We start from the raw sequence: 15,557 nt of genomic DNA, 5'->3' as shown, positions 1-15,557 counted from the left end.
TTCCTCTAGAGTCCGGTGAGGTTCTGAAGCTGCAGGATCGGCAGCAGGATCGACAGGATGATCAGCGCGACCGCCCCGCCCATCACCACGATGATCGCCGGTTCCAGCAGCGCCATCGCGGTGGTCGTGAAATTGCGGAACTCGCGCTCCAGATAATCGGCGGCGCGCTCCAGCATGATGTCGAGCTGGCCCGCGCTTTCGCCGCTCGCAACCAGATAGACCAGCAGCGGCGGGAACGTGCCCGCATTGCGCAGCGCCGCAGACAGCGAACCGCCCGAGCGGATCGCCTCGACGGCCTGTTCGAGCGCCTCGCGCAGCACGCTGTTGCGCACGGTGCGGGTGGTCAGTTTCATCCCCTCGAGCAGCGGCAGGCGGCTCTGCACCATGGTCGCGAGCGTGCGCGCCAGCCGTGCGGCGTTCATGTCGCGGATCAGACGGCCGATAAAGGGCAGCTTGAGCAGCAGCGTATCGACGCGGTACTTGAACGGCGGTACCTTCATCGCGCGCCAGAAGGCGACCCCTGCGAGCAGCATCGCCGCCAGGATCGCCCACCACCAGTCGGCGAGGAACGCCGAGATACCGATGACGATGCGCGTGATCAGCGGCAGCTGGGTCTGCGCATTGTCGAACTGCTCGACCACGCGCGGCACCACCGAGATCATCAGCCCCGCGACCACGCCCAGCGCCACCAGCGTCAGGATGATCGGATAGGCGAGCGCCGAGATGAGCTTGCCGCGCACCTCGGCCTGCTGTTCGAGCAGCATCGCCAGCCGCTCGGTGATGACGGGCAGCGAGCCCGAGCTTTCGCCCGCGCTGATCATCGCGCGATAGAGCGGCGGGAAGCTGCGCGGTTCACGCGCCATCGCCTCGGCGAGCGACTGGCCCTCCATCACCCCGCCATGCACGTTGATCAGCACCGCTCGCGCGTTCGCTTTCTCGGTCTGGCGGCTGATCGTACGCAGCGCCTCTTCCAAGGGGCTGACGCTCATCAGCGACGACATCTGGCGGGTGAACAGGGTGAGCTGCTTGGGGCTGAGCCGAGCGGTGGCATCGCGCGACAGCAGCGGCTTGCGCGGCGGTGCGGGGCTGACCGCGACGATATGGAAGGACTTTCGGATCAGCGCGGCGCGCGCCTGCGCGTCGGACGCGGCGGAGATGCGCCCTTCCCGCTCGCGCCCGGCGGCATCGATCACCCGATAGGCAAAGTCAGCCATCGATCGTTTCGGGCGGCGCCGGCTCGGCCTCGCGCCGGGAGATGCGGATCGCCTCTTCCGCCGTGGTCTGGCCCGTCCGCACCAGCTCGCGCGCGGCAGAGCCGAGATTCGGCGCATTGAGGAAGGCGTGCCGCGCGATGATCGCCTCGTCGCCATTGTCGTTGATCAGGCGGCGGATGGTCTCGTCGACCCGCACCGCCTCGAACACGCCGATGCGCCCGGCAAAGCCGGTATGATTGCACGCGTCACAGCCGACGGGGCGATAGACCACGGTGCCCTTGTCGAAGCCGAGCAGCGAGGCGAGCGAGCCATCGGCCTGGACCGGCTCGCGGCATTCGGGGCACAGCCGCCGCACCAACCGCTGCGCGACGACCGCGCGCAGCGTCGAGGCGAGCAGGAACGGCTCGATCTTCATGTCGCGCATGCGGGTGATCGCGCCGATCGCATCGTTGGTGTGCACGGTCGAAAGCACCAGATGCCCGGTGAGCGACGCCTGGACCGCGATTTCGGCCGTCTCGTGGTCGCGGATTTCGCCGATCATCACCACATCGGGGTCCTGGCGCAGGATCGCGCGCAGGCCCGCGGCGAAGGTCAGGCCGACCTTGGCATTGACCTGGGTCTGGCCGACGCCCTCGATCGCATATTCGACCGGGTCCTCGACCGTCAGCATGTTGCGCGAACCGTCGTTCAGCTGCTTGAGGCACGAATAGAGCGTCGTCGTCTTGCCCGATCCGGTCGGGCCGGTGACCAGGATGATGCCATTGGGCTCGGCCAGCGCATCGGCCAGGATCTTGTGGGTGCGCGGGCTCATGCCCAGCAGCCCCAGATCCATATTGGCATTTTCCTTGTCGAGCAGACGCAGCACCACGCGTTCGCCCGCGCGGCTGGGCAGCGTCGAGACGCGCACGTCGAGCAGCTTGCCGCCGATGGTGAGGCCGATGCGGCCATCCTGCGGCACACGGCGTTCGGCAATGTCGAGCCGCGCCATCACCTTGATACGGCTGACGATCACCGGGGCGACATTGGGGGGCATGCGCAGCTTTTCCTGCAACACGCCATCCATGCGCATGCGGATGACGAGGCCGGTCTCGTACGGCTCGATATGGATGTCCGACACGCCCTGGCGCGCGGCCTCGGCGATCACGCCGTTGATGAGGCGGATCGCGGGCGCATCGTCTGCGCTGTCGAGCAGGTCCTCGGCGCTGGGCAGGTCGCTCGCCAGCAGCTCGAGATCGCCGCCATCGATGTTGAGCGAACTCGCCATCGCCGCGGCATTGCCATCGACCGCATAATGATCGGACAGATAGCGTTCGAACTGCGCTACCGGCGCGAGCTCGACATCGAACGGCATTGCGAGATAGCGCCGCACCTCGAGCAGCGCGACCGGGTCCGCACCCTCGCGTAGCGCGACTTTCAGCCGCCCATCGATCTCGCCCAGCATCACCACGCCATTATCGCGGGCAAAGCCATAGGGAATGTCGAGCATCACCCGGGTCAGCGTGCGTTCGACAGCGGCTGGCTGCTCGGCATCAACGGCGGTGTCGGCGGCTTCGTCCGGCGCATCGCCCTTGCGGATGATCATGGCTGGCCTCCGGTTGGCGGGAGTTCCTGCTGCTGCTGCTGCGCTGGCTGGCTGGGCGGCAGCGTCGTGCTGTCGATCGGCGCGGTGCCGGGCATGGCGCGCGGCGTCACCACCTGATCGTTCGGCCCGGCGGGCGGCGCAACCGGCACGTTCGCGCCGAGATATTCAAGCACGATCTTGTCGAGCGACGGCTCGGCCTTGGGGTCGAACTCGATCTGCGCGGCGCGGACATAATTGTAGCGGCGCGCGGCGATCGCCTGCGCGTCGGCAGCGGTGCGCAGGATCGTCGGGCGGATGAACACCATCAGGTTGGTCTTGGTCCGCTGCTTGCCGCGCGACTTGAACAGCTCGCCCAGGATCGGGATGTCGCCGAGCAGCGGAATCTTCTGGAGCGTGCGCCGCTCGTTATCGTCGAGCAGGCCGCCCAACGCGATGATCTCGCGGTCCTTCACCGTGACCGTGGTCTTCACTTCGCGCTTGTTGATGATGAGCTCGTTGAAATCGTCGCTGACGGGGCCGACGATCGAGCTGACCTCCTGGCGGATGTCGAGCTTGACCTGGTTGCCCGCATTGATCTGCGGCTTCACCTCCAGCTCGATGCCGACATTCTGGCGCTGGATGGTGCGGAAGGCATTGTCGAAATTGTTCGACAGCGCCTCGCCGGTGCTGATCGGGATTTCCTGGCCGAACAGGATCGATCCCTTCACATTGTCGTTCACGGTCAGCGACGGCGTCGACAGGATGTTCGATTCGCTGTCTTCCTGCACCGCGTTGATGATCGCGCCCAGCACGCGGTTGCTGCCGATATCGGCGGCAAAGCCCGAATAGCCCCCGCGCGCACCCAGGATGCTCTGCGCTGCGTTCTGGCGCAGCAGGTTGCCCACCGCGCTGTTGTTGCTGGTGGTGACGGTGTTGCCGTTGATGACCGTGGTCGTCTCGTCGAGTTCGTCGGCGAGCAGACCGCCCGCGATATCGAGAATGTTGGGCGAGACGTTGCTGAACGGCGTGACGAGGAACGGGATGTCCTTGCCGCCGATCAGGAACTGCACGCCGAGCTCGCGCGCGACGCGGTCCGAAATCTCGACGATGATCGCCTCGACCAGCACCTGTTCCTGGCGGATGTCGAGCTGGCGCACCAGTTCGGCGAGCGAGCGTTGGACATCGACCGGGGCCGAGATGATGACCGCGTTCGCGCCCTCGTAACGCGTGATGATCGCCTGGCCGCGCCCGTTGGAAAGCGCCACGGCACCGCCGACCGGGGCCGACGCTGCGGCAGGGGCAGTGCCGTTCGCAGACGGTGCCGCCGCAGGAGTCGCGGACATCGGCGTCACCCCGCCGCCACCCTGCGCGCCGACCATCATCTGCAGCACCGGCACCAGCTGCTCGGCATCGGCATAATCGAGCCAGATCACGCGGATCTCGCTGCCGTTTGCCGCGCGCGCATCGAGCTCCTTGGCGATCGCGGTCAGCCGCGCGACCGTCGGCGCATCTCCGCGCAGCGCGACCGAATTGCTCGAATCCACCGCGACCACCGACACCAAGGGCGCACCACCGCCGCCTTCCGCGCCGCCGCCGGGCGCGGGGGCGAGCTGCTGCAGCGTCATCGCGATCTCGCGCGCGCCGGCATGGCTGAGCGTGATGACCTGGGTCGTGGCATTGTCGCGGTCGATCTGACCGATCAGCGCGCGGATCCGGCGGATATTGTCCGCATAATCGGCGACGACCAGGCTGTTGCCGCTGCGATTGGCGGTGATCGATCCCTCGCGGCTGACCAGCGGGCGCAGCGTCTCGACCGCCGTTGTCGCGTCGATCGCGCGCAGGCGGAACACCTCGGTGACGAACTCGTTCTGCGCGCCCCGGCTGCCCACCCGGCCCGGCGCGGACGCCGCGCCATCGGTCGGCTGGATGCGATAGGCCCCGTTCGCCGTCGGCACCGCGATCAGACCGTTGGCGCGCAGCGTGGAGAGGAACACCTCGAAATATTCGCTGCGGCTCAGCGGCCTATCGGTCACCACCGATACCTTGCCCTGCACCCGGCCATCGATGATGAAGGTGCGCCCTGTCACCTGCGCCGCATCCTCGATGAACGCGCGCACATCGGCATCGCGCACGTTCAGGCTGTGCTGCGCGGCTGCGGGCTGGGCGAATACGAGGGCGACGCCCAACGCGATAAGGGAGATGTGTTTTTTCATTTTTCCGGAATGATGATCGCGATGGGAAGGGTTTCGGTGCCGCGCTCGACCTGCAAGGACAGGCGCGCGCCGGGCTTGAGCTGGCCGGTCAGCGCCGCGGCATCGGCGGCAGAGCTGACCTTGCGGCCGTTGATCTCGACGACGATGTCGCCGGCGCGAAAGCCCGCCTGGGCAAAGACTGCGCCATCGCCCTTGGGGGTGACGGCAAAGCCGGTCGCGCGGCCATTTTCCATGCGCGGGGCAAAGCCGATGCCGGCGGTGATCGCCTCAGCATTGAGCGGGCCGGGCGCCTGGACGACGGGGGGCGGAGCGGCACCGGCCGCAGGAGCGGCGGTCATCGGCGCATCGCCCACGGTCTCGGCAGGCACCGACTGGTCAAGGAACAGGCTTTCGCGCGTCCCGCCGCGTTCGAGCACGACATGGTCGAACAGCACCTGCACCAGCTTGACCCCGGGCGAGACCTCCTCGCCCACCGCATAGCTGCGCTGCACCCCGTCCGAGCCCGCGATGATCGCGCTGCCACCACCCGACGCCTCGTTCATGCGCAGGCCGTAGAGCGTCAGATCGAGCGAGGTGACCGCTGCGCTCGCCTCGCCGCCCCCGGCAGCGGCGCGATCGAAACCGTCGAAGCTCGCAAACAGCGCGGCACGCGCGGCGGGCGACATCACGTTCGCGGTGCGCGCCTGCCAGTCACCCAGCGGGGCGATGGGCGTGACGATCGTCCAGACGAGCCGGGCAACCTGGATGATCAGCGCCAGCACGAGCAGCGCGCGCAGCCAGCCATAGAGACCCTGCGGAAGAAATCTGGTCCAGCCGCCCTGCTGCCCCTGAAACCGCGCGAGACGGAAACGGGATAGCGAAGCACTGAGGCCGGTCTGCGCGCCATTCTGGGCCGCTGATGCCACGAATCACTCCCCGCTTCAGGCCGATCCCCATGGCCTCGCGATGCTGCTAGGCGCAGCCCGTGACGGTTGGATTACCAGTTTGTGACAGATATTTGAAGGTGATGCTGCGCAGCCCACTGGGCGCGAACGAAAAAGGGGAGCCGGCGCACTGGCCGCCTCCCCCTTTCATGGTCCTGATGGGCGGACGCCCGTACGATCAGAACTGCAACGAAGCGCTGATCTGGAAGCCGCGGCCGATCTCATAGGCGTTGTTGAGGATCAGCGAGCGGTTGAGCTGCTGGAACTCGACATAGTCGGTGCTCAGCAGGTTGCGCGCCTCGAACTTCAGCTCACCCGTCCGGTTGAACAGCTTGAAGCCTTCGCGCCAGACGAAGTCCAGCCGCGGGCCGGTATATTCGACAAAGTCGGGCTGGCCGGCCGGACCGCGATTGGTGACGCGGTTGCTGTTCCACGACAGCAGGATGGTCTGCTGCGACAGCCGCTCGCCGGTGCTTTCCATGCCGAACTGGATGTTGGCGATATGGTCCGACTGGCCGGTCAGCGCAAAGCCGCCGGTGCGGAAGATGGTCGAAGCCGCCACCATCGCGCCGCTCAGCGGGTCGGCGATCATGTCCTGCGCGGTCACCTTCACGTCCGAATTGGTATAGGTATAGTTGGCTGCGATCAGCATCCGGCGCGCTTCGAAGAACGTGCCGCCCAGATCGATCAGGTCGAAGAACTTCACCAGCTCGATTTCCGCACCATAAAGCGTCGCCTTGGGTGCGTTTGCGAAGGTGGTGAAGAAGTTATCGCCCTGGCGGAAGCCCAGATTCTCGATCGGGTCCTTGATGTCCTTGTAGAAGATCGCGGCGGTCAGGCGCTGGTCACGCTCGAAATACCATTCGAAGCGCGATTCCAGGTTGATCAGGCGGCTGTTCTTCAGGAACGGGTTGCCGAAGAACGTGCGGTCGAATTCGAGGTCGAGATACTGCTGCGGCGCCAGTTCGCGGAACTGCGGGCGGGCAATGGTCTTCGACGCAGCAAAGCGCAGCTGCATGTTCTCAGCGAGGTTCCAGGTCAGCGTCGCCGCCGGCAGCCAGTCATCCTTCTTGATGTTGGTCGGAACCAGATTGGCGCTGCCCAGGCCGAACAGGTCGAGCGGCATCACGAACTGGTCGCCGTCCTCGTAGCGGACACCCGCCTGAAGGCGCAGGCTGTCGGCCAGCTCTGCCTCGAACTGCAGATAGCCGGCATGGACTTCCAGCCCGGCGTCATAGGCCGCCGCACCGTTCGAACCCGAGGTTTCGAACAGGCGCACATCGAACGTATAGACGTTGAAGTCCGACAGCAGGAAATCGGGACGCTGCTGCGACACGGCAAAGGGCAGCGGGCCCTGGCCGCTCAGGAAGCGGAAGTCGCGGCGGATCGACGTACGATCGTTCTTGTAATAGGCATAGCCCGCCGTGAAGGTGATTGGCACGCCGATATCGGTCTCATAGGCCAGATCGACATTCGCGCCGTAGACATTGTCGTCGAGGTCGCTGAACGCGATGCGCGCGCCCTCGCCCGCCGACTGCAGGTCGTTGACAAAATCGTTCGCGGCGGCGCTGAACGTATAGTCGAAGGTCCGCTCGTACGGCGCTTCGCGCTGCGAATTGGCATAGCTACCACGGAAGTTCAGGCGGAAGTCGTCGAACTTCATCTCGCCGACAAACTGGGTGTTGATCAGCTGACGTTCGAACCAGGTGGTACGGCTGCGATTGATCAGGCGCGTGTCGGTGATGCGCGCATCGATGCCTTCGCGGATCGAGGCGTCCTTCACCGTGTCGCGGATGAACACGTTGGTCCATTTGAACTTGTGCTCACCGACATCGGCCGTCACGCCAAACAGGCCGTTGACGACGATGCGGTTTTCCGTCGTCAGATAATTGAAGTTGATGTCCGGCAGCAGCGCGTCGACACCATTTTGCGGCACGATGCCCTGCGAGATCTGCTGCACGCCGCCGCGCGTACGCCAGGTGTTGTTGATGCCGGCTGCACCGACAATGCCGATATTGACGTCGCCCACGAGGAAGTTGGTCGCGCCGCTGAGCTGGCCGGAGAAATTGACCGGAATGTTGTTGTTGCGCTGAATCAGCGAGGTGTTGGCATTGGCCAGGCTCGCGGTCAGGTCACGCACCTGCGCGGCGGTGAAATTGGCTCCGGCGGTGATGGGATTGCCCGAGGCAAAGGCGTTACGCAGGTTGCGCGGCAGCGTGCGCGCGCCATTGTCGAAACCGGTGAAGTCGGTCGACGAACCGAAATAGGTATAGCCGACCTCGCCGGTGGTGATCGTGTCGCCGCCGGTGCTGAACTCGATCTTGAAGAACGGGTCGCGCGGTACCGACTTGGTGGTGAGGTTGATCGCGCCGCCGCCGAATTCGCCGGGATAGTCGACCGAATAGCTCTTCTGGATGGTGGTCGAGGCGATGACGCTGGTCGGGAAGATGTCGAGCGGCACCGTGCGGCGCAGCGGATCGGGCGAGGTCAGCGGCGATCCGTTCATCAGCGCGAGCGAATAGCGCTCGCCCAGGCCGCGGACGAACACGAAGCGGCCGCCGACGACGCTGAGGCCGGTCACGCGCTGGAGCGACCCGGCAATGTCGCCATCGGCGGTGCGGGCAATGTCCGCCTCGCTCAGCACCGAGACGACTTCGGGGGTCGATTTGATCACATTGGGGATGAAGACACCGCGCACCACGATTTCGCTGTTGCCGCCGGCACCCGGACCCGAAATCTCGATATCGTCTTCGGCCGGCACGTCTTCGGCCGGGGCATCGGCAGCGGGGGCGGCGGGAGCATCGGCCTGGGGCGCGGGCGCCTCCTGGGCAAAGGCCGCCGGCGAAACCAGCGCCGAGCTGACCATCAGCAATGCAGCGAATGAAAGCGGCGTGAACTTCGCCATATGTCCCTCCAGAAATTCAAAAAAGGGGCGGCGGCGCTTGTTCGCCGCCGCCCCGGAACCGGTCAGCGGTCTGCAATCAGGTGGTCGGAATGCTCGGCACAGCGGTGCAGGCCGGGGTCGAGCTGTAGAGGCCGCAGGTCCAGCCCTGGAAGCGGGTGTCGGCCGCATCGCGCACAGCGCCGATATAGGTGACGGCGGTGTAGAAGCTGTTGATCGCGGTCACGTTGAACACCGGACGCGCGGTTTCGTTCGCGCCGTTGATGAAGATGCCCGACAGCGTCGAGGTGCCGTTGGTGGTGTTGTTGGTGCCACCGGTGAACAGCGCCTGGATCGCCGCGACGGTGACGTTGCCATCGTCGGTAAAGGCGTTGGGGCAGCTCAGGAACACCGATTCGAAGCGCGGCGGACCAGCTTCGTCGCCTGCACCCGCGGTGCCGGTTGGCTGCACGGTCACGGCCGAGTCGACATCGAGACACCAGCCGGGACCGGTGATGACGCTGTTGAACGCGGCAAAGTCCATGCCGCCACGCAGCAGGATGGCGGCTTCGTCAGCCGTGGTCTGGGTCGATACGAAGGTCGCGTTCGACATCGACCAGGCGGTGCGCGGTTCGGCCTGCTCGTTGCCGTTCGAATCGCCTTCGATCACGTGGTTGGCGCTGGCGGTCTGGATGCCGAGCAGGAACTGGTTGAAGCCCTTGTAGCCGAGGTCCATGTCGAACGTGTCGTCGTCATTGCCCAGGCCGACCAGGTTGCGGCCGTTGACGCGTCCGCCGAACCATTCGATGCCGTCGTCCGAGCTGTTATAGACCTGCACGTTCTGGAAGAAGGTGCCCGAGCCCACGCCTGCCAGCGTGATGCCGTTCAGCTCGTTGCCCGGCTGGACTTCGAAGCCCGAATAGCGGACCTGGAAGAAGGCGATGCGGCCGCTATTGTCGGTCGGGACGGCACCGCCATAATTGGCGTTGGTGCCTTCCACCACACCCGAGCAATCGGTGCGGGTGCCGCCCGGGTTGGTCGGCGAACCGGTGGCGCAATCGGACAGCGGCGCACGGCCGAGGATCACGACACCGCCCCACAGGCCCTTGGAGTTGGCCGTTGCGGCGCCGGTGATGTTGTCACGCGCGGTGAAGATGATCGGACGATCGGCGGTGCCTTCGGCGAACAGCTGCGAACCGCGATTGACCAGCAGGAAGTCGGCGCCCGACGAACCGAAGAAGGTCACGCCCGGCTCGATGGTCAGGATGGCGGGGGTGCCGGTGCTGGCGGTGGGACCGACATCGATGCCGACCTGGACGCGGCCCGAAAGCGAATAGACGGTGCCGGCGCGACGCGGGATCACCAGGTTGGTGGTGATGGTTCCCGAAAGCTGGCAGTTGCGGACGACAGCGCCACCGCCGGTGGTGATGGTGCCAACATTGGCGGTGCCATTGGGGCAGTCGGCAGCCGGGCCGGTGGGGGTCGGCGTCGGGGTGGGCGTCGGAGTCGGAGCCGGGGCAGGTGCCGGAGCGGGGGCGGGAACGACGATCGTGCCTTCGCCGGGCGAGGCAACATCGTCTGCACCGCAGGCCGAAACCGCGAGCGCGGCCACCGAGACCATCAGGACCGAACGAACACGTGCATTAAGCATCTTGGAATCTCCGCAAATCAGGACAGCGATCACTGTCAGCCTTTTGAGGAACGAGCGGAGATGAGCTGATTCCACCCCCTGGAACACCGTTCGAGGCGGCAGATAGGCAGGCATGATGACCCGGCGGGGCCATTTCCATGACAGAGCAGCGACAGGAATATGACTCTTTGGAGTCTTATGTGAAAATTGTGCGACAAACGCCGCGCCTGAGCGACAAAACTGTTGGTTTTCGGCGCGTTAGGCCAATGGCCTGGGCGTCGGTCAGGGCATTGCAAACAATTGCCGCGCGCACGGGCGGCGTGCAGATGAAGCGATTATGCGTGCCTTGCGTGGCCAATGTGTCACATTGGCTCATCCACAAGACAAGACCCGACCGGATGATCTCCGGCCGGGTCGATTCAGTCAGCCCTTGATGGCAGAGCGCGATCAGCGGCTGGCATAGCCCTGGTCGAGACGACGCAGCGCGTGCCGTGCGGCGACGCGGCTGTCCATCACCCGCCCGTCGGACAGGATCACGTCGAACGAGCGCTCGGCGTCGATCGCGGCCTGATAATGGCTGCGCGCCTGGGTGAGATCGCCCATCTTGGCATAGGCCAGGCCCATGTTGATCAACCGTGCGGGATCGCGCCGGGCGGAAGGAGAAACCTGTTGCTCAGCCGCCTGCATCTGTTCGAGCGCGACCGGATAATTGCCCTTGAGCAGCGCGGCATAGCCGAGCGAGCCGCTCTCATAGCCGATTTCGTTCGCCGCCGCCCGGTTCTGCACAGGCTGGGCAATCGCCGGAGCAGCCATACCGAGGGCGGCCAGGGCCGCGAATGTGATAACTTTGGTGTTCATGTCAGCATATCCTTTCTGTGTGTGACGAGCCAAATGCTACGCTTATGTGACACCCATGGCAATATGAATGTCACATAAAATACTCCTTAATGTCATATTTCTGTAATTTTCTCCGACTGGACGATTGTCACACGCCCGCAATGTCCCTTGACCAAAAGGCGCCCGCGCTGTCCGATGGACGCAAACACAACACGAGAGGGGCGTGCCCATGACCATGACGATCGATCGCCGACTGCTGCTCAAGGCCGGAACCTTCGGGCTTGCGGCGCTTTCGCTGCCCGGCGCAGCCCTGGCCTTCGCGTCGGCGCGCGGCTTCACCCATGGCGTGGCGAGCGGCGAGCCCTCCGCCGATTCGGTGCTGCTGTGGACGCGCTATGTCGCAGACAATGACGCGCGACTGACCGCAGAACTCTCCGCGACGCCCGATTTCGTCAAGGTTGTCGGCGGCGGATCGGTGACGGCCAGCGGCGCGCGCGATCATATCGCCAAGATCACCGTGCGCGGCCTGAAGCCCGGCAGCTGGTACTACTACCGCTTCGTGGCCGCAGACGGATCCAAGTCACCCGTGGGCCGCACGCGCACCTTGCCGAAAGGCGAAACGCAGGCGTTCAATCTTGGCGTCTTTTCCTGCTCCAACCTGCCCTTCGGCTGGTTCAACGCCTATGGTCATGCCGCCGCGCGCAAGGATATCGACCTCGCGCTGCATCTGGGCGACTATATCTATGAATATGGCCCGGACGTGTACCCGACGCGCGCCCAGGCGCTGGCCGGTCGTCTCGTCCAGCCCGATCACGAGATGATCACGCTCGCCGACTATCGCCTGCGCTATGCCAGTTACCGGCTCGATCCCGATCTGCAGGCGCTGCACCAGAGCGTACCGATGATCGCGATGTGGGACGATCACGAGATCGCCAACGACGCCTGGAAGGGCGGCGCGCAGAACCATCAGGACGGGGCCGAGGGCGACTATGCCACCCGCCGCCGCATTGCCGAGCAGGTCTATCGCGAATGGATGCCGGTGGCCGACCTCAACCCCGCCGATGCGCTGTGGACCAGCTATCAAATCGGCAATCTCGCGACGATCATCCGAACCGAAAGCCGCCTGTCGGGCCGCGACAAGCCCGCCGAGCTGGCCGAGGCCTTTGCCGGTGGCGGCGATCTGGCCAAGGCGCTGGCCAAGTTCCGCGACGAGACATGGATGGACCCGAGCCGCCACATGCTGGGCGACGATCAGGCGCGCTGGCTGGGCGAGCAGTTCAAGGCATCGAAGGCGTCTGGCACGCGCTGGCAGGTCTGGGCGCAGCAATGCGTGATGGGCTCACTCAAGCTGCCGGTCGAAACCGCGCAATGGGTGCCCAAGGACGCACCCGAGATCGTCCGCACCCGCTCCGCCGCTGGTCTTACCGCGAGCCAGGCGGGGCTGCCGTTCAACATGGATGCGTGGGACGGCTACCCGGTCCAGCGCGAGGCGCTGCTCAAGTCCGCCCAGGCCGCCGATGCCGATCTGGTCGTGCTCTCGGGCGACAGCCACAACGCCTGGGGCTTCGATCTGGCCGCCGATGGCAAGCCGGCGGGGGTCGAGTTCGCCGGCCATTCGGTCAGCTCGCCCGGCTTCGAGACCTATGCTCCGACGGTCGCGCCCAAGGACGTGGCCGGCGCGCTGATCCGCGGCAACCCGCAGCTCAAATGGGCGGATACCAGCAGCCGCGGCTATATGACGGTCAATCTCACCCAGGACCGCGCCACCGCCAACTGGCATGCGATGCGCACCATCCGCGAACACACGCTCGACCTTGCCGGAACCGAAAGCCGCAGCGTGCTGCCGGGCCGCAAGGTCCTGGCCGAGCCCGGTTGGTCGCGCTGGAGCCCTGCGGACGCCACGCTGTCGGCCTGATCGTCCAAGCCGTTTGTCGACGACAAACGACCGCCTGCCGAAAAGCTTTGCAGCCCCCGGGGTGTCCGATTACGTTTGAAACCATCATCGCCTCCCGCACGCTGCGGGTCGATGGCAAGCGCCCGTATGTCCGGGCCTTCAGACACCATCCGGGGAGCTATAATGGTCAAGAATTTCCTGCTCGCGTCCGCCGCGCTGGTCGCACTCGCGGCTGCACCCGCCCAGGCGCATGAGCACGATGCCCAGCCGGGCGATATCGACATGCTGATCGAGGCCGAAGCCGCGGGCGATACCGCCAGCGGCGGCACCACCGATGCCGAAGGCATCACCACCACCGCGCGCGATTTCTGGGGCACCTGGGGCGTCGACACGACACTGATGAACCCCGCCGTCAAGCCGGGCGACGATTTCTACGCGTACGTCAACGGCAAGTGGCTCGACACGTTCGAGATTCCCGCCGACCGTTCGCGCTATGGCGCCTTCACCCTACTTGCCGAAAAGTCCGAGCAGCGCGTACGCAAGATCATCGACGAACTTGCTGCTACCAAGCCCGCGATCAACACCGGCGCAGGTAAGGTCGCCGCGTTCTACAATGCCTATCTCGATACCGCCGCGATCGACGCTGCAGGCCTCGCCCCTGCCCAGCCCTATCTCGACAAGATCAAGGCGGTGAAGACGCGCGAGGACCTGGCGAAGCTGTTCGGCACGCCCGGTTTCCGCAGCCCGATCGCCGGGTTCGTCGACATCGATTCCAAGCAGACCGACAAGTATATCTTCCAGGTCACCCAGGCGGGCCTCGGCATGCCCGACCGCGATTACTACCTGGTCGACAGCGAGGCGAACCTCAAGGTCCGCGCCGCCTATATGCAGTATCTGACCTTCCTGCTGGGCAAGGCGGGCTATGCCGATCCGGCCAAGGCGGCACAGATGGTCTATGACCTTGAAAAGGCCATTGCCACCGAGCACTGGGACCGCGCCATCGGCCGCAACCGCAACATCACGTATAACAAGCTGAGCAAGGCCGAGATGCTCGCGCTGGGCAACGGCTTTCCGGTCGAGACCTTCATCAAGACCGTGGGCGTCGACGGCGAGCAGGAATATGTCGTGCGCCAGCTCACTCCGACCGCCGAGGAAATCGCGACGGAGAAGCTGACGCCCGAACAGGTAGCAAAGCTCGGCAGCGGCATTCCCGGCCTGTTCAAGCTCGCCAACACCGCGCCGATCGAGGCGTGGCAGGCCTGGCTGGCAGCGGGCTTCCTGTCGAACGCGGCAAGCGTGCTGCCCTCGGACATCGATGCGGCCAATTTCGCGTTCTACGGCACCGTGCTCGGCGGCCAGAAGCAGCAGCGCGAGCGTTGGCAGCGCGGTGTTGCGGCGGTCGAGGGATCGATGGGCGAGATCGTCGGCAAGATCTATGCGGACCGCTATTTCCCGGCCGAAAACAAGGCCGCGATGGACGAGCTGGTCGGCAACCTCCGCAAGGCGATGGCCGCCAACCTCAACGACATCAAGTGGATGGGCGAGGCGACCAAGGTCGAGGCGCGGCAGAAGCTGGCCAAGTTCACCCCCAAGATCGGCTATACCGAGAAGTTCGAGACCTATGACACGCTGACGATCACGCCCGGCAAGGCGCTCGACAATGCGATCGCGGCAGGCACCTGGGCCTATCGCGACAATCTGTCCAAGCTGGGCAAGCCGATCGACAAGACTGAATGGTTCATGCTGCCGCAGACGGTGAACGCCTATTATTCGCCGCCGCGCAACGAGATCGTCTTCCCCGCCGCCATCCTGCAGCCGCCCTTCTTCAACCTGTCAGCGGACCCTGCGGTGAACTATGGCGCGATCGGCGGTGTCATCGGCCATGAGATGGGCCATGGCTTCGACGATCAGGGTTCCAAGTCGGACGGCGACGGCGTGCTGCGCGACTGGTGGACGCCGGAAGATCAGGCGAATTTCAAGAAGCTGACCAGCGCGCTCGTCGCCCAGTACAGCGCCTTGTGCCCGCTCGACGACGGCAAGACCTGCGTCAACGGCGCGCTGACGCTGGGTGAGAATATCGGGGATGTCGGCGGTCTCTCGATGGCCTATCGCGCGTACAAAATCCACTTGAACGGCAAGGAAGACAAGGTGATCGACGGGCTGACCGGCGACCAGCGCTTCTTCATGGCCTGGGCACAGGTGTGGCGGAACAAGTCGCGCGACGAGTATCTGCGCCAGCAGCTCAACACCGATCCGCACTCGCCGCCCAACTATCGCGCCAACGGCACCGTCCGCAATTTCGACGAATGGTACAAGGCGTTCAACGTGAAGCCCGGTGACGCGCTCTACCTGCCGCCGGAACAGCGTATCCGCATCTGGTAACCTCGCAGGAGCAACAGAAAAG

The 15,557-nt window shown here is 65.2% G+C and carries 10 protein-coding genes; 3 read left to right on the top strand and 7 right to left on the bottom strand.

Annotation, left to right across the window (positions count from 1 at the left end):
- Positions 1-5 precede the first annotated feature (5 nt).
- The 6 genes from gspF to FG486_RS09620 all read right to left on the bottom strand — a co-directional run bounded on the left by gspF (position 6) and on the right by FG486_RS09620 (position 10,443).
- Positions 6-1,214, bottom strand: coding sequence for a type II secretion system inner membrane protein GspF (gene gspF, locus FG486_RS09645; protein ID WP_066283312.1), 1,209 nt, complete (start codon positions 1,212-1,214; stop codon positions 6-8).
- Positions 1,207-2,796, bottom strand: coding sequence for a type II secretion system ATPase GspE (gspE, locus tag FG486_RS09640; protein ID WP_181267362.1), 1,590 nt, complete (start codon positions 2,794-2,796; stop codon positions 1,207-1,209). The genes gspF and gspE overlap by 8 nt, the downstream gene beginning before the upstream one ends.
- The gene (gene gspD / locus FG486_RS09635; RefSeq protein WP_181267361.1) at positions 2,793-4,988 is read right to left on the bottom strand and encodes a type II secretion system secretin GspD; all 2,196 of its coding nucleotides are present in this window, start codon (positions 4,986-4,988) and stop codon (positions 2,793-2,795) included. The genes gspE and gspD overlap by 4 nt, the downstream gene beginning before the upstream one ends.
- Entirely contained in the window at positions 4,985-5,893 is a 909-nt protein-coding gene (locus tag FG486_RS09630) for a type II secretion system protein N (protein ID WP_082751191.1), read from the bottom strand. Before FG486_RS09630 ends, gspD begins: the two co-directional genes overlap by 4 nt.
- A 196-nt stretch (positions 5,894-6,089) precedes the next feature.
- Positions 6,090-8,816 carry a TonB-dependent receptor domain-containing protein gene (locus FG486_RS09625; RefSeq protein ID WP_181267360.1) on the bottom strand — a complete coding sequence of 909 codons (2,727 nt, stop codon included), beginning with the start codon at positions 8,814-8,816 and terminating at the stop codon, positions 6,090-6,092.
- Between the two features lie 76 nt (positions 8,817-8,892).
- Positions 8,893-10,443 carry a hypothetical protein gene (locus tag FG486_RS09620; protein ID WP_181267359.1) on the bottom strand — a complete coding sequence of 517 codons (1,551 nt, stop codon included), beginning with the start codon at positions 10,441-10,443 and terminating at the stop codon, positions 8,893-8,895.
- Between the two features lie 137 nt (positions 10,444-10,580).
- On the opposite strand from FG486_RS09620, the gene FG486_RS09615 reads away from it, so the two are divergent.
- A complete protein-coding gene (locus FG486_RS09615; protein ID WP_181267358.1) occupies positions 10,581-10,856 on the top strand; it encodes a hypothetical protein in 276 nt (91 codons plus the stop codon).
- 13 nt (positions 10,857-10,869) lie between these two features.
- Here FG486_RS09615 and FG486_RS09610 read toward each other — a convergent pair whose 3' ends face one another.
- Positions 10,870-11,280, bottom strand: a complete 411-nt coding sequence (locus FG486_RS09610; RefSeq protein ID WP_066283930.1) for a tetratricopeptide repeat protein — start codon at positions 11,278-11,280, stop codon at positions 10,870-10,872.
- Positions 11,281-11,488: 208 nt separating this feature from the next.
- Here FG486_RS09610 and FG486_RS09605 point away from each other — a divergent pair, with 208 nt between their 5' ends.
- Entirely contained in the window at positions 11,489-13,174 is a 1,686-nt protein-coding gene (locus FG486_RS09605) for an alkaline phosphatase D family protein (RefSeq protein WP_206678382.1), read from the top strand.
- 162 nt (positions 13,175-13,336) lie between these two features.
- On the top strand, positions 13,337-15,535 hold the full coding sequence (locus tag FG486_RS09600; RefSeq protein WP_181267357.1) for a M13 family metallopeptidase: 2,199 nt from the start codon (positions 13,337-13,339) through the stop codon (positions 15,533-15,535).
- Positions 15,536-15,557 lie beyond the last annotated feature (22 nt).

This window comes from Blastomonas ursincola (assembly GCF_013607875.1).
Lineage (GTDB): Bacteria > Pseudomonadota > Alphaproteobacteria > Sphingomonadales > Sphingomonadaceae > Blastomonas > Blastomonas ursincola.
Note: the sequence above shows the minus strand (reverse complement) of the source record. Positions and strands in the feature narration are given on the sequence as shown.